General features: G+C 45.1%; 11 protein-coding genes, 11 tRNA genes, 1 rRNA gene and 2 pseudogenes. 1 reads left to right on the plus strand and 24 read right to left on the minus strand.

Annotated elements, in window-relative coordinates:
* The 3 genes and pseudogenes from C1T21_RS26770 to C1T21_RS28250 all read right to left on the minus strand — a co-directional run.
* A partial coding sequence (locus C1T21_RS26770; RefSeq protein ID WP_180984659.1) for a hypothetical protein occupies positions 1-311 on the minus strand: 311 nt, incomplete at its 3' end.
* Positions 312-860: 549 nt separating this feature from the next.
* Positions 861-2,065, minus strand: a pseudogene (locus C1T21_RS26775) (diaminobutyrate--2-oxoglutarate transaminase); the annotation flags it as partial.
* 459 nt (positions 2,066-2,524) lie between these two features.
* Entirely contained in the window at positions 2,525-3,076 is a 552-nt protein-coding gene (locus tag C1T21_RS28250; protein WP_258012641.1) for a PDDEXK family nuclease, read from the minus strand.
* Between the two features lie 365 nt (positions 3,077-3,441).
* Here C1T21_RS28250 and C1T21_RS26785 point away from each other — a divergent pair.
* Positions 3,442-3,681 (plus strand): annotated as a pseudogene (locus tag C1T21_RS26785) (helix-turn-helix domain-containing protein); the annotation flags it as partial.
* A 93-nt stretch (positions 3,682-3,774) separates the two neighbouring features.
* On the opposite strand, the gene C1T21_RS26790 reads toward C1T21_RS26785, so the two are convergent.
* The 21 genes from C1T21_RS26790 to rrf all read right to left on the minus strand — a co-directional run bounded on the left by C1T21_RS26790 (position 3,775) and on the right by rrf (position 17,323).
* On the minus strand, positions 3,775-4,095 hold the full coding sequence (locus C1T21_RS26790; protein ID WP_103050372.1) for a hypothetical protein: 321 nt from the start codon (positions 4,093-4,095) through the stop codon (positions 3,775-3,777).
* Between the two features lie 160 nt (positions 4,096-4,255).
* Entirely contained in the window at positions 4,256-4,594 is a 339-nt protein-coding gene (locus C1T21_RS26795) for a helix-turn-helix domain-containing protein (RefSeq protein ID WP_103050373.1), read from the minus strand.
* A 179-nt stretch (positions 4,595-4,773) separates the two neighbouring features.
* Positions 4,774-6,606, minus strand: coding sequence for a glutamine--fructose-6-phosphate transaminase (isomerizing) (glmS, locus tag C1T21_RS26800; protein ID WP_103050374.1), 1,833 nt, complete (start codon positions 6,604-6,606; stop codon positions 4,774-4,776).
* A gap of 632 nt (positions 6,607-7,238) precedes the next feature.
* Complete coding sequence (gene glmM / locus C1T21_RS26805; protein WP_103050375.1) at positions 7,239-8,579, minus strand: phosphoglucosamine mutase; 1,341 nt, start codon at positions 8,577-8,579, stop codon at positions 7,239-7,241.
* A gap of 60 nt (positions 8,580-8,639) precedes the next feature.
* Positions 8,640-10,109, minus strand: a complete 1,470-nt coding sequence (locus tag C1T21_RS26810; protein WP_103050376.1) for a CdaR family protein — start codon at positions 10,107-10,109, stop codon at positions 8,640-8,642.
* Positions 10,106-10,939 (minus strand): diadenylate cyclase CdaA, encoded by an 834-nt coding sequence (gene cdaA, locus C1T21_RS26815; RefSeq protein WP_013312127.1) that lies wholly within the window; start codon positions 10,937-10,939, stop codon positions 10,106-10,108. The genes C1T21_RS26810 and cdaA overlap by 4 nt, the downstream gene beginning before the upstream one ends.
* A 221-nt stretch (positions 10,940-11,160) precedes the next feature.
* On the minus strand, positions 11,161-11,784 hold the full coding sequence (locus C1T21_RS26820; RefSeq protein ID WP_103050377.1) for an anti-sigma factor: 624 nt from the start codon (positions 11,782-11,784) through the stop codon (positions 11,161-11,163).
* 150 nt (positions 11,785-11,934) lie between these two features.
* Positions 11,935-12,501, minus strand: coding sequence for an RNA polymerase sigma factor SigW (gene sigW / locus C1T21_RS26825; protein ID WP_016818747.1), 567 nt, complete (start codon positions 12,499-12,501; stop codon positions 11,935-11,937).
* Between the two features lie 191 nt (positions 12,502-12,692).
* A complete protein-coding gene (gene ppc, locus C1T21_RS26830; RefSeq protein ID WP_103050378.1) occupies positions 12,693-15,485 on the minus strand; it encodes a phosphoenolpyruvate carboxylase in 2,793 nt (930 codons plus the stop codon).
* Between the two features lie 737 nt (positions 15,486-16,222).
* A tRNA-Gly gene (locus C1T21_RS26835) sits at positions 16,223-16,293 on the minus strand.
* 9 nt (positions 16,294-16,302) lie between these two features.
* Positions 16,303-16,376 (minus strand) — tRNA-Pro (locus tag C1T21_RS26840).
* A gap of 20 nt (positions 16,377-16,396) precedes the next feature.
* Positions 16,397-16,473, minus strand: a tRNA-Arg gene (locus C1T21_RS26845).
* Positions 16,474-16,478: 5 nt separating this feature from the next.
* A tRNA-Gly gene (locus tag C1T21_RS26850) sits at positions 16,479-16,553 on the minus strand.
* Positions 16,554-16,563: 10 nt separating this feature from the next.
* Positions 16,564-16,644 (minus strand) — tRNA-Leu (locus C1T21_RS26855).
* An 11-nt stretch (positions 16,645-16,655) separates the two neighbouring features.
* A tRNA-Lys gene (locus C1T21_RS26860) sits at positions 16,656-16,731 on the minus strand.
* 4 nt (positions 16,732-16,735) lie between these two features.
* Positions 16,736-16,810 (minus strand) — tRNA-Gln (locus C1T21_RS26865).
* A 55-nt stretch (positions 16,811-16,865) separates the two neighbouring features.
* Positions 16,866-16,941, minus strand: a tRNA-Val gene (locus tag C1T21_RS26870).
* A gap of 11 nt (positions 16,942-16,952) precedes the next feature.
* Positions 16,953-17,024: transfer RNA gene (locus tag C1T21_RS26875), tRNA-Glu, on the minus strand.
* 11 nt (positions 17,025-17,035) lie between these two features.
* A tRNA-Thr gene (locus C1T21_RS26880) sits at positions 17,036-17,108 on the minus strand.
* A gap of 3 nt (positions 17,109-17,111) precedes the next feature.
* A tRNA-Asn gene (locus C1T21_RS26885) sits at positions 17,112-17,187 on the minus strand.
* Between the two features lie 19 nt (positions 17,188-17,206).
* Positions 17,207-17,323 (minus strand): 5S ribosomal RNA (gene rrf / locus C1T21_RS26890).
* Between the last annotated feature and the right edge of the window lie 93 nt (positions 17,324-17,416).

Consider the following 17,416-nt stretch of genomic DNA (forward strand, 5'->3'; position numbering starts at 1 on the left):
CTTGGAGCTTTGCTGTAAGGCAGCCGCGTCAAGGTATAATCGTCGCTACCGAATTTTTCGTTCCAAAACAACGTTTCTTTTTCAAAAGCCATCTGGATCGTTCCCCTCTCTTCATCGGTAAAAGCAATCCGGCGGAGCATATGCCGCAGCAACGCTCCCCGCCTTTTCAAACATGTGACAACAATGTCAATGGCTTTCGCCAGGTCACCGCTTCGCTTGCCCGGTTGATCGCATGCGGCAATCCTCTGCCTAGCAGCTGTCCCGCTCGGCTCCCATGCGTGAAAGACAACAAAGAGCATCGTTCTACGCAAGAGATGCGGCTGCTTCCGGCTCCTCTGCTTCAATATGCTTGCTGCGGACGAGCCGCCCGAAGACGGGCTTTGGTTTAACATTGGGTTCGGAATTGGATTTGGGGGTGAACAAGGGATGTTCCTCCCATCGATGTAAGGCTTGCTGTAGGATTCCGGCCGGCCAGCAGGAAGTTGGCCGTACCTCCGGATTCGGCACCGGAGCTGCCTTTGTCGAAGCCTATGTTTAAGGGATATTGATACACTCTATGTACGATTTGTATATTCCCCCGCCTGGTGTGGATAAGTAAAGATCCGGCTGCGGGGTAGTGAGCTTTTCCTGACGATTAGATGTGACGATGGTGCTGCATGAGGCTCAAAGAATGCTCCGTATGGCATGAACGGGACAGCCCTTGGATTGGCGGTGAATTCCATGCTGCCTGACGGTACCGCAGGCAGCATGGAGAGAAAATCTTCCAATGGGGTGAAAACGTTATCTTAACATCAGGGCCGCACGGCCCCCGGAAGGCACTTCCGTGCCTCTTGCCGGGGCGGCCACCGGCTTGGCCGAGCTTAGGTCGTTACCAGCAAATCCTGGGTCTCCTGAGAGATCACCTGCTGCATACTGGACTTGATAATGTCGCAGCCGGCGGCCAGATGCTCCATCGAGACGGTCAGCGGAGGCATGATCTTCAGCACGCAGTCTCCTCTGCCGGCTCTTTCAATGATGAGCCCGTTCTCGAAGCTGATCTCCGTCATCCGCTTCGCCCCGGCTTCATACGTGAAGCCCGAGACGTCAATGCCCCAGATCAGGCCGAGTCCTCGGATGGCGATGGACGGATGCAGAGGCTTGATTTCTTTGTCAAGGAACGAGCGCACAAACTCTTCCTTCTGCTTCACCTGGGCTTCCAGGGCGGCTCTGTCCCGGAACTCGAGAGCGGCCTTGGCGGCCACAAAAGCGAGCTGGTTGCCGCGGAAGGTGCCGTTGTGCTCGCCCGGCGTCCAGAGATCCAGTTCGGGCTTCAGCAGCAGGAGGTACATTGGCAGGCCGTACCCGCTGATCGACTTCGACAGGGTAATGAGATCCGGCTCGAATCCCCGCACGTTCGAAGGAGAAGAATTCGCCTGTCCGGCCGCAGCCGACTTGAATCTCGTCGGTAATGAGCAGGATATCGTGCCTGCGGCAAAGCTGCTGCAGCCCGCGCAACCACTGCGCGTCGACGACGTGAATTCCGCCTTCGGCTTGTACCGTTTCAAGCAGGATGGCGGCCGGCTTGTCGATTCCGGAGTGCGAATCAGTCAGGATATTCTCGATATAGCCGAGCGTATCCATTTCTGCGAAAGCCCCGCTCGGGTGCGGCATGAACGTAACTCCGCCCAGAGGAAGCCCCGCCCCTCCCTCATGGACTTGGAGCTTGTCGCCGACAGGCTGCCGAGCGACATGCCGTGGAAGCCGCCCATGAATGCGAATATCCCGGTTCTCTTCTTTGCCTTGCGTGCGAGCTTAAGGGCCGCTTTCACCGCGTTCGTCCCCGTCGGACCGCAGAATTGAAGCTTGTAATTCAGCTTCTTCGGCTCCAGGATCCGCTCCGAGAAGCTCTGGATGAATTCGCGCTTGGCCATTGTATACATATCCAGACCGTGCATAATCCGGTCGGAGGTCAAGTAATCGAGAACCCGGTCCTTGATATAATCGTTGTTATGACCGTAATTCAGTGCCCCGGCACCTGCAAAAAAAAATCAATATATGCTCTTCCGTCCTCAGAATATAGCAGGTCCCCACCTTCTGACTGGAGCAACATATTCTCGGCTGTCATTTTCCACAATTGTCGGTCTCCGCATGCCGGCTTGCTGGGTAGCCAGTGGACTGGTCTCTCGCACACAGTTTGGATAGGTATAAAAACCATCCAATTCTATTTTCTATCATAATTGGAAAGGTGACCTAGGTAGAATTATATCAAATTTTCCAATAATGTATAGTAAAACTTCAGTTAAATTTGGTCAACAAGGTGTTAATATTTTGCCTAAAAAGAGCGAATGGAGAAGAAACGCTGGGAATGGTTTGCCATCAATCGAGGAATTCGACGCGTGTCGACATTCAGGCGGGGTGCCGGCCGATTTGGGAGATCTTCCCTGTAGACATTCTCTGCCGGTGCTCCGAATCCTTGCGCTTTGCGATAACTTAACATGATTACCTGACGAATTTCTGGAAGCCTGGCTGGAAACGTGACTGGATGTCAGCTGGATATTCTGCTGGAAAATCCGTTGGATACTCGCGTCTTGGTCGGGTGTAATGTTAATTCCAGACGTTCCATTATCGTTCGAATGATCTCGTATGCCCGATCCGCACCCTTCTGGGGATATATTGGCGCTTTACGGGTTGCGGAATGTGCAATAAATTTTATACTTTCTTCTTGTTTTACTGTAAGTAACATATCTGTAGTCATAATGATGGGAAGCTTATTCTTGGGGTCAGTTGGATGTTTAATGCCTAACTTTTGTGCAATATAGAGGGTTTTATCTAGGGGTAATAAAGGAACTTGTTCGCGAATATCAATCACTTGCTCTGACCACTCCATTTGGTAATGACGTGCCAATTCAAAGTGTTCAGACAGATAATGGTGAAGTCGACCACTTTTCCAACCAAGAATTCGAGTAACTATCCCTATTGAAGGTACATCATGTACAGTCAACCAAGGTTTATATTCCGAAAAGTGGCCTTGACCTCTTCCTTCTTTGATTTTCCGTTGAATAGATGCTATAGATTTACTTGATCGAATTTTGCTCATTATTCACCTTCTTTTTAGAACTACTAAATCAGAGTAAAGTTCAGTTATCTTTTTCTACTCCTAAGATATATTTTAGTTTTACTTCAAAATACAAATGTAGAATATAACAACTCACAGCTTTATACAATAGCAAAGTAATATTTTTTAGCTATATTTTACTTCGTAGCCTATTCATAGGATACTCGTAGGGTACAGTAGGGTATGAATAAGCTATAATATGAGCTATAAGTAGGTATAATTAGTAAGCAGATGGGTCGGGTTAAAACCTATTTGATATTCTCAATAGAGGTGAACTCATGAATACTTTGGGACAGCGATGTAGAAATTTAAGACTACTCCATAAATGGACATAAGAGGAACTTGCTAATAAAATCGGGGTAACCAAACAGGTTGTTTCTAATTGGGAGCGAAATGTAGCACGACCTGAAATTAATCGTTTAATATCTTTAGCAGAGGTTTTTGATGTTACAACCGATTATTTACTTTGTATTGCTGAATTAAATGGGCAGGTATTAGAACAAGAAGATTTGAATCTAACCGGTAAAAATATTACCTTTTTAATGGAGCATTTTGTCTCTCCTTTAAAGAAAAGATATAGTAAATAGAAAATTTTAGTACCCATTAGTTCGCTTAAAGAAGTAGTGCCTCACACCTTCTTTTACAATTTAATTAACTATGTGATAGCTGAAGTTTTACTTTTAGGGGTAGTCTTTCAATATTTCCTTTGCAAGTTTCATTAGTTGCACACTCTGTAAATAGGTCTCTATGTTAAGACCTTGTAATGATTCTTTTACCACCAATCTACATTCTTCATAATCTTCAAATTCATTTCTTATGTAAATTGATTTTAGATCAGTTGGGGTATATCTAATGCTGAGGTTCCAACCGCCTTCTTTCAAGGCTCTTTCAAACCATTTCTCACGTATGGCTCTTGAGCAAGTATAAAAAACTTGCTGAAAACAGTTACCGTGGGGTGTTACAAAAGCAATATCAAATATGCTAAGTGAATTTAGTGACATGAATTATTACACTCCTTTCTCTATTCATATTATAGTCATTGTTAATTTTTTTATGTATAAATGCCAGGAATAATCGATATACGGATAATTTGTGACTTTTATGTACCAAAATTAAAATGAGTATTTCTAAGACATATTATTAAGGAACTCCCGTGAAAGATTAGTACCGAACAATCTTCAGTTTTATAAAATCAATAATTTCATCTCTATCTTCTTTAGTAAGTTCTCGAAACAAAGAAATAAGTTCTAATTCCTGAGCTTCAATGGCTAAATTAAAAATAGTGTTCTTTGATACAGGCGTATCTCCAAAGATTAACCACTCTATATGGGAATTGAAGTTTTCTTTAATTGCTATAATTATATCAAGAGAGGGTCTGTATTTATCTTGCTCCAGCTCACTCAACGTTCCTTGAGAAATTCCAACTATATTTGCAAACTTTATTTGATTTAAGTTGTTTGTTTTTCTAATAGTTCGAATTCGTTGGCCTATTGTAGACATAATTGCCCTCCTAAGCTAAAAAGATCCCGATATATCATCGGGATCTTTCTTGATGTTTGTAAAATGACTAGTTCCAGACTTTTTTTACTGGTTCCACAGTTTTTTTATTGGTTCCATACATCTTTTACTGGTTCCACACTTTTTTATCACCAGACAATTAGTTAGCGTTTTACTAACGCTTATTCTACAGTAACACTTTTCGCCAGGTTACGTGGTTTGTCAACATCATGACCCAGTGCAAGAGAAGCGTAGTAAGCCAACAATTGGAGAGATACAACTGAAATTGCAGCAGACAGAATTGGAAGTGTCTTCGGAATGGCAAATACCTGATCCACGGACTTCAGCAACTCAACTGCATGCTCTTCGTACGTAATCGCAAGAACATCTGCACCACGAGCCTTGACTTCCTTAATGTTACTCACGGTTTTCTCCAACACGGATTCCTGTGTTACCAAAGCGATAACTGGAATACCGTCTTCAATCAATGCCAGTGTACCATGCTTCAATTCACCCGCAGCATAAGCCTCGGAATGAATGTAGGAGATTTCCTTGAGCTTCAGGGAGCCTTCCTGTACTACAGCATAGTCCTGACCGCGACCAATAAAGAACAGGTGCTTGTGGCTCGCAATTTGCTCAGCATAAGCTTTGATCGCATCTGCTTTACCCAGCATCTCTTCCACTTGCTCTGGCAGGGATTCCATAGCAGCCAGCACATGAGCTACTTGCTCATCCGTTTGTGTGCCACGCACTTGGGCGAGATACAAACCAAACAGATAGAACGCAATCAACTGTGAAGAATATGCTTTAGTGGAGGCTACGGCAATTTCCGGTCCTGCCAGTGTAACCAACACATCATCTGCATCACGGGCGATGGAGCTACCGACTACGTTTGTAATCGCCAGTACATGAGCACCATTTGCTTGTGCTTCACGCAGGGCTGCCAACGTGTCAGCAGTTTCACCGGATTGGCTCACCACGATCACCAATGTCTCTGGTGTTACGATAGGTGAACGATAACGATATTCGGAAGCCACATCATTTTCTACCGGTATACGAGCCAGACTTTCAATAACTGTACGACCAATCAAACCAGCATTGTAAGCTGTACCACACGCAACAATTTGAATGTTGCGGATATTCTTAATTTGTTCTTCTGTCAGCTTCAACTCAGGAAGAATAACTTTTTTAGTATCTTTATCGATACGGCCCAACATTGTGTCACGATAAGCCTTAGGCTGCTCGTGAATTTCTTTCAGCATGAAATGCTCATAGCCGCCTTTTTCCGCTGTTACAGCATCCCATTCGACATGAATCATTTCCCGAGAAATAAATTGGCCTTCGATTGTCATTAATTCGACAGCATCACTGGTCAAAACAGCCATTTCGCCATCGTTCAAAATAAATACATTGCGTGTATATTTCAGAATAGCCGGAATGTCGGAACCGATAAAGTTCTCGCCTTCTCCCACACCAATAACCAGCGGGCTAGCTTGACGAACAGCAACCAGCTTATTAGGCTCGTGCTCTGTCAGCACACCCAGTGCAAAAGCACCGCGCATAAAGGTAATTGCTTTTTGTACTGCTTTAACGATATCCCCTTTATATTCACGCGCAACCAGATGGGAAATAATTTCCGTGTCCGTCTCAGAAATAAAGGTATGACCTTCGCTGATCAGCTGCTCCTTCAGCTCCAGATAGTTCTCAATAATTCCGTTGTGAACTACAGAGAACTTTTGGCTCTCATCCAAATGTGGATGGGAGTTTTCATCAGAAGGCTTACCGTGCGTTGCCCAACGTGTATGTCCGATACCTGCATGGCCTACCAACGGCGTACCATCCAGTTTAGCTTCCAGATTCGCCAGACGACCTTTAGCCTTGGCTACTTGCAATCCTGAATCTGTAAACACGGCAATACCCGCAGAGTCATAACCGCGATACTCCAGCTTCTTCAATCCGTCAATCAATACCTCTTGCGTATTCTGATTACCAATATATCCTACAATGCCACACATATTCGTTATCCTCCCGATCATCATTTCACAAGACGACTCATCACAGGACTAACGTGTGCGGTAGATTGTGGAATAAAGTTCATTCATCTATGAAGTTGTCAATGATAACTATAGAATTTACAGGCATCTCTTCACGAATGTAACGAAATTCCCAAACCGCGCACGCCAATGATGATGGCCGCACATTCATGAAATGAATCTTATAATTTAGGTTATAAAATAATAAAGACATCTACCGGTGCGTTGTGTAAACAGTTGCCTGTTCATTTTCCGCTGCCGGTTTACGGCTCGATGCTTCACCGGAAGGTCCCCGCCGAATGTTTCGAACACCTTCACCTCGTCAGCTTGTTTTGTCGTGAACCGATTTGCGAGCAACTTTATCTCAACTGAATCCGTTGCTTCTCCACCAAGTTCCCCCGCACAAAATCAAGCTCTGGCGCTTGTATTACGTTACCTTACAACCCTCGCTTTCTCTATCTGAGTCACAGCATCCCTATATTATATTCAGCTAAGTATCATTTGGCAATGACACTTTATTCATAATTACACCATGAAGGCCATAAATCGTTAGTAAATAACCGCAAACGCCGTTGCCTGCTTCTTTTTCACAGGCAACGGACGTTTACAAAATTTTAAACTAATTCTTTCTTCACGACATCTACGATCTGACCGACCAATTGCTCCAGTTCGTCCTTATCCGGGCCTTCGGCCATCACACGAATAAGTGATTCTGTGCCTGAAGCACGGACCAATACACGCCCATTATCGCCCAATTGTTGTTCCACCTGCTCAATTGCTTCTGCAATTGCAGGATTCCCTTCGTAATTGCGTTTGTCCTGCACACGCACATTTACGAGCACTTGCGGATACTGTTTCATGAGCGATTTTAGCTCACTCATTTTCTTGCCGGAAGCTTTCAAGGTATCTACCAGCTGAATTCCAGTCAGCATGCCATCGCCTGTCGTATTGTGATCCAGGAAAATAACATGGCCAGACTGCTCACCGCCTAGGTTAAATCCACCCCGACGCATTTCTTCCATCACATAACGGTCCCCGACCGCAGTTTTTGCAGTCTTGAGTGCCAGCTTTTCAGTAGCTTTATAAAAACCGATATTACTCATCACGGTCGATACAATGGTGCTGTCCTTGAGTTTTCCCGCACGGTTCATTGCATCTCCGCAAATGCAGAGAATATAGTCGCCGTCTACCTCTTCCCCGTTCTCATCAATCGCGATCAGACGGTCGGCATCGCCGTCAAAGGCCAAACCAATATCTGCTTTCAAGCGGCGTACTTCCTCTTTCAGCTTTTCAGGATGAGTCGAGCCGCAATGATCATTGATGTTCAAACCGTTCGGCTCGGCACCAATAGTGTGTACCTCAGCTCCCAGTTCTGCAAAGAGCTTCGGCGCCAGCTCATAAGCTGCTCCGTTAGCACAATCCAGTACAATTTTTAACCCTTCAAAAGAATGGCTAATTGTTGTTTTCAAGAACTCCAGATAATCGTAGCGAGAATGCTCGTCTACAACAACCGTTCCCAATCCACCGCCAATCGGACGAGGCAGTTGGTCTTCTTTTGCATCCATGAGCTCTTCAATTTTCAATTCCGTTTCGTCTGTCAATTTAAAACCGTCACCGCCAAAAAACTTAATGCCGTTGTCTTCAACTGGATTGTGTGATGCTGAGATCATTACACCAGCGTCAGCTTTCAATTGACGTGTGAGATATGCCACCCCAGGTGTCGAAACAATACCTAGACGAACCACATTAGCCCCAATGGACAGCAAACCGGCTACAAGAGCCGATTCCAGCATCAGTCCGGATATCCGTGTATCCATACCAATAACAACTGTCGGTTTCTCTACATTACCTGCTAAAACATATCCGCCGCAGCGGCCAATGCTATATGCCAGTTCGGCTGTAAGTTCCTGATTAGCAACGCCTCGTACACCATCTGTACCAAAATATTTCCCCATGTAAAATGACTCCCTTTTTTTGTCTAATAAATCTTGATTATTTACTACAGATAAAACATGTTATGGCTGACTGTTTTCCGAGGTTCCATTCGCAGAAGAATCTGCGCCGTTATGAGGATTTGTTTTATCCTCCGCAGCTGCGTTGTCCCCGGTCTTAGCGTCAGAGTCCCCACCTTGACTGCCTTGCCCCTCCTGTGGCCTCTCCTGCCCCTTTTCGCCACTACCAGAGGGGTTTGGTTCATTCTCACTATTCGGATTCGTTACAGCAGGCGTAGAAGGGCTCTCAATGTTGACCGTTGCCTTTAGTTGGCCAGCATTTCCGGCTTGCGTAATATATTTAGGCAAGCCTACTTTCAGAGTAACCTCGTGTTGACCAGCCGCGAGGCCACTTACATCTGCCACCAAACTAATATCATCATTGGTTAAATTGTTTACCATATCCTGCGGGCCCTTCACAGTAACATCCATCGTCTTACCTACGGGTGCTGTAACAGTCGTAGTCGCTTTATCTCCTGCACCTTGTAAAACGATTGGGATGCCTGACAGCGTCCGTTCCGTATCTGTGACTTCATTGGAAGGGACGACGGTCACCTGAATTTGTATTGACCCTGGCTCGATTTTATCAGAACCTGAGGGGGCTGCCAAATTAGCTTGAACTGTACGAGTCCCCGCTTCCGTGAATTGACTTAAATCCAATGTAGCCGTGACGTAAGAGCTGAGGCTGCTCAATACATCCTGCGATGCATATACCGCCGCTTCCTTCACGTTTGCATTGACCTTAGAAAGCGCCAATCCGTCTGGCAACTCTCCAGCATAGACAATCTTAACGGGCACAGATTTCGCCTGCTGAGTTACCGGAATTTCAACGGACACAGTGGATGGCTCAATGACCGCTCCTGTAAGTTCCTGTCCCTTTTTGTTATAAGCCTTCAGTTTTACACGCTTCTGTTCAAACTTTTCTGAGATACCATCCGTATTAACAGCCCCTTGAACGGTAGTAACGGTACTCAACTGGCTTTTAGGCAAGGTAACCTTCACGGTTTGAGGAGCAATTACAGGCTTCCCAAGCTGCAGTCCCCCATCTGGGTTTCCTTTAGGAACTATAGATACATTAAATGATTTCGTTTGTTTTTCCTCAATCGTCACTGTAACACGGTTAGGAGTCATAGACACCAACTCCACTCCATCCGGCAAGTCCGGTTCGAGTGACAATGTTTTAGTACCTGCTCCTAAGCCGTTTAAGTTCAGCTTTGCCTGATAATTATCCGCGAAAAAAGAAGTCAGCACAGAGCGCTGTCCTCTGACCTCCATCTTAACATGGTCAGTATCCATGGTAGACAATACATATTTTGAATCATCCAGACCACTAGCCTGAATGCCCACATTATCAATCACTTTATTATTATAAGAAACGGTCAGCGTAGATGAAGGTGTACCTGTATCTAGATGGACCATTCCCCACAGCAGGACAGCAACCGCAAGCGCCAATATCTTGGAAATCGTATTATTGTTAATCCATTTGTCCATCATGAATTTCCACGGCCTCCCCTCCGATTCCAGAATGAGCCGCGTTTTTCCTTCAAAGACGGTGTTGGCCGCAACTCCTCATACAGCTTGGAGATTAGGGATTCTTCCTTAATGTCGCGCACGACCTGTCCATTAATGGCCAAAGAAATTTGCCCTGTTTCCTCCGATACCACGACAGTTACGGCATCCGTTACCTCACTCACCCCAATCGCAGCCCGGTGACGGGTTCCCAACTCCTTGCTGATGAACGGATTTTCTGATAATGGCAAATAACAGGCCGCAGAAGCAATCTGTTTATTTTGAATAATCACCGCACCATCATGCAGAGGCGTATTAGGAATGAAGATGTTAATTAGCAGTTCAGAACTGACTACGGCCTGTGTCTTGATACCAGACTCCGTATATTCGTTTAGCCCTGTCTCGCGCTCAAATACGACCAAAGCTCCTATTTTCCTACGTGATAAATAATTCAGCGCCTTAATCATTTCTCCGATTAACTTGTTAATCTCTTCATCATCCGCAGACGAACGCCCAAATAATTTGCCACGCCCCAATTGCTCCAGTGCACGACGCAACTCAGGCTGAAAAATAATAAAGATAGCCACCACACCAAAGGTGAACATCTGATTCATCAACCACTTGAGCGTATACAAATCAAACCAGGTGCTAACCGCCCAAATGACAACCAGAAACAGAATCCCTTTCAGCAATTGAACTGCACGCGTTCCGCGAACAAGTAAAATAAGCTGATACATAATATAGGTTACGATCAAAATGTCGATAATATCTTTAATGGACTCTTTCCAAGTCAGGTCCGCAAAATAATCCAACATGCGCATGCCCCCGCAATTTTCTGTAGTGAGTGGGTGTAATATGTACACAGTATGCTCTCTCTATCTAGGTTATAACGATCAGGCTCACGTTGCAAGCTGTGTGACAAAAGAACCGCTAAAATCAGTAAAATACAGTACAATTCGCCAGCTTCATATACAAAAAAACGCCTTTTCCAGCGGAAAGAGGCGCTCGATATTGTCCTTGCCATTTCAAGCTTCTTTTATGGAGAAGATGGTCCCCCGAATAAATCAGTAACCTTGTACCAAATCCAATCCAAGGTTTGATCAATACTTTTAACCTGTCCTGCAATATGGGCGGTGGACGCTTGATAATAAGAACCATCAATCACAGTTACATTTCCTTCCACATCACCGTATACACGGGCTTCACCATTTTGCACTGTTAAATCTCCGGCAATGGATTTCCCTTCAGGCACAATCACAGTATCACCCTGAATAACGACTTGATCCAGTTGGCTTCCTTTGACTACCAATTGATGGTCCGTGCTAGAAAAGCTGGCCATGCTTGAGCATATAACAATAAGGAAGAAGGCAGCGGCTGTTACAGCGGGATGCCTTTTCACCCACGTCAGCATAGGCACCGCAGTCTGTCTTTTATGCGGCGGCAAAGCATTCATAATGCGAAATGTCAGCTCATCCGATACACACGGCACTTGATGATAGCGTGTACCGTAAAGCATCGCATCCGTCCGCTCCAGCTCTTTAAAACGCATGCGGCATTCCGGGCAGTTTAACAAGTGCTGTTCCAACTCATGTTTGTCCTGCTCAGACAGGTCGCCATCTAGATAGTCATGCATAAAAGAGACGGCTTGTTTGCAATCCATATGAGCCAATCCTTTCTAATATTCTTCCGTGTTTCTCAACATAACATGCTCCGGCTTAGAAACTTTGCTCATCTTACATACGTTACAACGAGCATTATGTTTCATAAAAACATTTATGCAGACTCTTTTCCTAGAATCTATGCGTATGATCTATAGCTTGTGCTCCAGTTTTTTGCGCAGAAAATCCCGCCCCCTGTGTACTCTTGTCTTAATAGTGGTAACTGGGAGATTGAGCACATCGCTGATTTCCTGTAAGGAAAGCTCCTGCAAGTACCGTAAAACCATAATCGTTCTGTATTTATCTGGAAGGCTGTCAATGGCGTCATGAATCAAAGCCTGCGTTTCGGACAGAAGCGTACTCCCCTCAGGGGTAAGCTCTTCACTGGCGAGCATGGCGTACCCATCGACACCTTCCTGATCATTCATTTCAGCATCAAGTGAGTATGTAGGTTTTCTCCTTCGCAGACGATCAATGCACAGATTTGTAGCAATTCGATAAATCCAGGTTGAGAACTTCTGTCCATGATCATATTTTTCCAAATTACGATACACACGCAAAAAAGTTTCCTGCACCAGATCCTCCGCCTCATGGCGATTACCTAGCATCCGGTAGGAAAGATGAAAAATCCGATCTTTATATAACTCGACTAACTCCGCAAAAGCTCGCTGATCGCCTTTCTGTACCAGCCTTACCAAGCGGCTTTCCATATTATCCACTCTATACTCCCCCAGACTTGCTGATGGGTTACTTATTACATGTTTATGATTATTCATCGTAGTTTAATTTTATCCGGAAATCAACTGTAGTATTGTTACTAACTGCAAGCACGCCTGCCATCAATATACAAACAGCACAATCGGGCACCCCATGAGTACCCGATTGCCTGTATTCGTACAACCGTACTATATCAGCCCGTATTTCTTAAGCCTGCGGCAATTCCGTTAATTGTCAACAATACCTCACGCAGCATTTCAGTGTCATCACCGTTCTGATCCCGCAGCTCCCGTAGCTCACTTAGCAATTGAACCTGCAAGTAACTTAACGGATCGACATAAGGATTACGCAACCGGATAGATTCCTGAATAACCGGCACGTCGTCCAAAATCTCGGATTGTCCGGTTATTTTCAAAATCAACTCAGATGTCAGCTTGAACTCCGCTGAAATCTGCCCGAAAATACGCTGCCGGGCCTCTTCGTTATCCGACATCCCAGCGTACTCTTCTGCAATCAGTAGATCCGCTTTAGCGATTGCCATTTGCAGTGTATCAATAAGTGACCGGAAGAAAGCAGAGTCCCTAAACATCGTTTGCAGCACTTTAAGATTATCCTCATTGTTTTGATAGAAGCTTTGCAAGCCTGTTCCAGCCGCATACCATGCAGGTAACAAGTAACGGCTTTGTGTCCATGCAAAAACCCATGGAATGGCGCGCAAGTCCTCAAAACGTTCGCTGTTCTTACGCTTGGACGGACGAGATCCAATATTCAGCTCGCCCACCTCAGGCAACGGTGTAGATTCTTTGAAGAAGTTGAAGAAATCCGGATCTCGGAAAATCAAATCCTGATACTTATCCAGTGAAACTTGGGAAATGCGGGCGATAATCTCCTCCCAGCTCTCCTCAAACACTTCCTTCTTCCCGGAACGATGATATGCCACAGCCGTAATCAGCGCCGATGTTGCCTGCTCCAAGCTTCGGTACGCGATGCCTCTAAGCGAGTATCGGGATGATAGTACTTCACCTTGCTCCGTGATTTTGATTCCGCCTCCAATCGTATGAGGAGGTTGAGCCAAAATACTGCGATTAAGTGGCATTCCTCCACGACCCAGCGCACCTCCACGACCGTGGAAAAACTTCACTTTTACGCCAAACTCATTAACTACTTCCGTAATGCTGTTCATAGCGACCCGAAGTTCCCAATTCGCTGTAACCACACCGCCATCTTTATTACTGTCCGAGTATCCCAGCATAATCTCCTGAAGCTGGTCCATCGCAGCCACAGATTGTCGATATACAGGCAAGTTCATCAATCTTCTCATAATATCGGGTGCAGCGTGCAGATCATCTATCGTTTCGAACAAAGGGACGGATTGCAGCGTACAGATAACAGTGCCATCCTTCTCGATGCGGAACAGGCCTACCTCTTTGGATAAGACCATAACCTCCAGTAAGTCACTGGCTCCCTGAGTCATACTGATCAAGTAGCTTGTAATGGACTGCTTGCCGAATTCCTCCTGAGCCAAATAAATCGTACGATATACATCAAGACATTCCTGTGTGCTATCGCTATATTTTAAATACGGTGAAGTAATCGGACGAGGTTCATTCAGCAGCTTTTCCAGCAGATTTATTTTTTCCTCTTCTGATAGCTTACTGTAATCCGATACAATATTCATTTTAGACAGAATTTCAGTCATCGCATTTTCATGTTCCTGACTATGCTGACGCACATCCAGTGTAGCTGTATGGAATCCAAACAACTCTACCTGGCGAATCATCTTTTGAATATATGTGTTTGCCACATAATCGGCAAAATGATGACGCAGGCTGTTGTCAATAACATTTAGGTCTGCAATGAGCTCTTCCGCAGAATTATAACGCTCATGGGTACCCTGTTTACTTTCATCCAGGATGTTGTTCACTTTAGCAATCATATATGCCAGTTTAATGCGGTAAGGCTCTTTTTCGTTATGCCATACTTCCATCTTTTTAAGTGTAATATGAGTACGGTCTTCTTCAATAGAAGCCAGTAGATCATCGGAAACTCGCACAATGCTGGTGCTGAAACTCAAGTAACCCATGAGTTCCTTTAACGTGTGCTGATATTCTCTCAAAGCCAACTTGCGCTGCATACGTAACGTTTCCCAAGTCACATGAGCTGTCACAGACGGATTGCCATCCCGGTCTCCACCGATCCAGGAACCAAATCTCAGATAAGTAGGTATGTGCCATTTTTGTTCGGGATAATATTTGTCCAAACATCGTTCCAATTCTTGGTACACATCTGGCAGTACATGAAACAAGGTCTCGTGAAAATAATACATTCCATTTCTTACTTCATCTAATACAGTTGGCTTGCGATCACGCAACTCATCTGTCTGCCAAAGCGTAATTACTTCGTTTAGCAGATTTTCCCGTACCTGTTCCCGCTCACGTAAGGTAAGCATCGGATTATCCAGCAGCATGACGTCCTCGGAAATGCGCTTGTGGATATCAAGTATTACTCGTCGTGTCGCTTCTGTAGGATGTGCGGTCATGACCAGCTCCAAAGAGAGCTCATTCAGCAAGTTGCTAACGTCCTCGGCGGAGAAGCCCCCTTGTTTAAGCTCCTGAACGGAACTTTCAATGGAACCAGGTTGAACATCTTCACCAGCCGAATGCTCATAATCCCGCTTACGGCGAATACGATGGTTTTGCTCAGCGATATTCACCAACTGAAAATAAATCGCAAACGCGCGAATAACCTGGTGACGAATATCCGTATCCAGTCCGCTGACCATTTGTTTGAAATTCTCATACAACTCCGGCTGATACCCGGCACGTAACGATTTACTTGTCTCACGTATTTTCTCCACGATATCCAAAAGTTCGTTGCCACCCTGATGAACCAAAACCTCACCAAGAATATTCCCTAGAAAACGAACGTCCCGCCGCAGCAGATTGTTGGATTGGTTTTTGTTAGCGGTTAACGTAAGCTCAGTCATGCTTTTCCCCCCATCTGATCTGTTCCACACCATATACAGTTGTAGCAAAGGTACGTATACACACGAAATTTGACACTTTCTTAACATCATACAATAAAAACGCATGAAAAGCTGCAAAATTTACAGTAAAAAATCATGTTTTTGAAATACTTCTTTTAAGAAAATATTGGATTATTATGCAAAAATATAAAATTAATAATAGAAATGAATGTATACACTAGTGATGCGTGAAACATTATGCACAGTCTCTTATAAAGAGTGTGGTTTTAAAGGTGCAAATTCATGCAACATGATGTGTATATGTTTATTAATTGTTGACAAAGTCAACCCCATTATCCTTCTATCCACAAGGATATACACAAATTAGCCATTTCCTCAGTGTTTCTAGAGCATTTCCTCTTTAAGACTTCGCTTTTTACCCACATAAATAAATGGGAATGTGCACAACGCAAGAGCAGATGCAGAGTTATCACCATGAATTCGTACCATAATAGCTATAGGATTCCTATATTCAAAGGATTTGATCACGAAATTAGCCTTACTGCAGGAGAAATGGGTACGTTAGAGGGGAAATTCGGGATCTAGGTGTCATAAGTAACAAGAGCCTATATACAATATGCACAAGTCATCCCCAACTGTGCATGACAGGAGACATAACTGCAATAGCTTATATACATAGAAGTAAATGTAATGTGGACAAAATAAAAAGAAGCCTTTCGGCTTCTAGGTAATCGGTAAGCGGGTGATGGGAATCGAACCCACGCTATCAGCTTGGAAGGCTGAAGTTCTACCATTGAACTACACCCGCAAATTAGTATCGGGATGACACGATTTGAACATGCGACCCCCTGGTCCCAAACCAGGTGCTCTACCAAGCTGAGCTACATCCCGATATTATACTTTTTTAAATATGGCGCGCCCTGAGAGATTCGAACTCCCGGCCTTTTGATTCGTAGTCAAACGCTCTATCCAGCTGAGCTAAGGGCGCAAATATGGAGCGGACGACGGGAATCGAACCCGCGACCCTCGCCTTGGCAAGGCGATGCTCTACCGCTGAGCCACGTCCGCAAAAACAAGATGCGCGTGGAGGGACTTGAACCCCCACGTCAAAGACGCTAGATCCTAAGTCTAGTGCGTCTGCCAATTCCGCCACACGCGCATGTAATACAATGGTGAGCCATGAAGGACTCGAACCTTCGACACCCTGATTAAAAGTCAGGTGCTCTACCAACTGAGCTAATGGCTCTTAATGGCTGGGGATATAGGATTTGAACCTATGCATGACGGAGTCAAAGTCCGTTGCCTTACCGCTTGGCTAATCCCCAATATGCATATGATTCACAATTCCCCAAGATTTCATCCAGGTAAGAGGATGAAAAATGGTGGAGGCTGAGGGGCTCGAACCCCCGACCCTCTGCTTGTAAGGCAGATGCTCTCCCAGCTGAGCTAAGCCTCCATACTATCCTATGACCCGTAGGGGATTCGAACCCCTGTTACCTCCGTGAAAGGGAGGTGTCTTAACCCCTTGACCAACGGGCCATCCTATAACAAGCTCTCAACCGGGTTCGAACCGGTGACCTCATCCTTACCATGGATGCACTCTACCTGCTGAGCTATGAGAGCAAATGGCTCCCCGAACAGGACTCGAACCTGTGACAACTCGATTAACAGTCGAGTGCTCTACCAACTGAGCTATCAGGGAATATTAATCATAAAGCTCTGCTTGGCGACGTCCTACTCTCCCAGGACCCTGCGGTCCAAGTACCATCGGCGCTGGAGGGCTTAACGGTCGTGTTCGGGATGGGTACGTGTGGAACCCCTCCGCTATCGCCACCAAACATGAATTTACATCGTAAATTCTTCCGTAGGGTTATTCGGTTCATCACTTATCGTGTGAATGAATAGCCATGCGCTTGTTGTATGTATTTCTA

Source organism: Paenibacillus sp. F4 (assembly GCF_002894905.1).
Classification (GTDB): Bacteria; Bacillota; Bacilli; order Paenibacillales; family Paenibacillaceae; genus Paenibacillus; species Paenibacillus polymyxa_B.

Bases quoted from the DNA above. Each gene is read 5' to 3' on its own strand.
- ppc (WP_103050378.1), bottom strand. From the start codon at position 15,485: ATGACTGAGCTTACGTTAACCGCTAACAAAAACCAATCCAACAATCTG.
- C1T21_RS26790 (WP_103050372.1), bottom strand. From the start codon at position 4,095: ATGTCACTAAATTCACTTAGCATATTTGATATTGCTTTTGTAACACCC.
- C1T21_RS26810 (WP_103050376.1), bottom strand. From the start codon at position 10,109: ATGATGGACAAATGGATTAACAATAATACGATTTCCAAGATATTGGCG.
- C1T21_RS26795 (WP_103050373.1), bottom strand. From the start codon at position 4,594: ATGTCTACAATAGGCCAACGAATTCGAACTATTAGAAAAACAAACAAC.
- C1T21_RS28250 (WP_258012641.1), bottom strand. From the start codon at position 3,076: ATGAGCAAAATTCGATCAAGTAAATCTATAGCATCTATTCAACGGAAA.
- glmM (WP_103050375.1), bottom strand. From the start codon at position 8,579: ATGGGGAAATATTTTGGTACAGATGGTGTACGAGGCGTTGCTAATCAG.
- glmS (WP_103050374.1), bottom strand. From the start codon at position 6,606: ATGTGTGGCATTGTAGGATATATTGGTAATCAGAATACGCAAGAGGTA.
- C1T21_RS26820 (WP_103050377.1), bottom strand. From the start codon at position 11,784: ATGGATTGCAAACAAGCCGTCTCTTTTATGCATGACTATCTAGATGGC.
- cdaA (WP_013312127.1), bottom strand. From the start codon at position 10,939: ATGTTGGATTATTTTGCGGACCTGACTTGGAAAGAGTCCATTAAAGAT.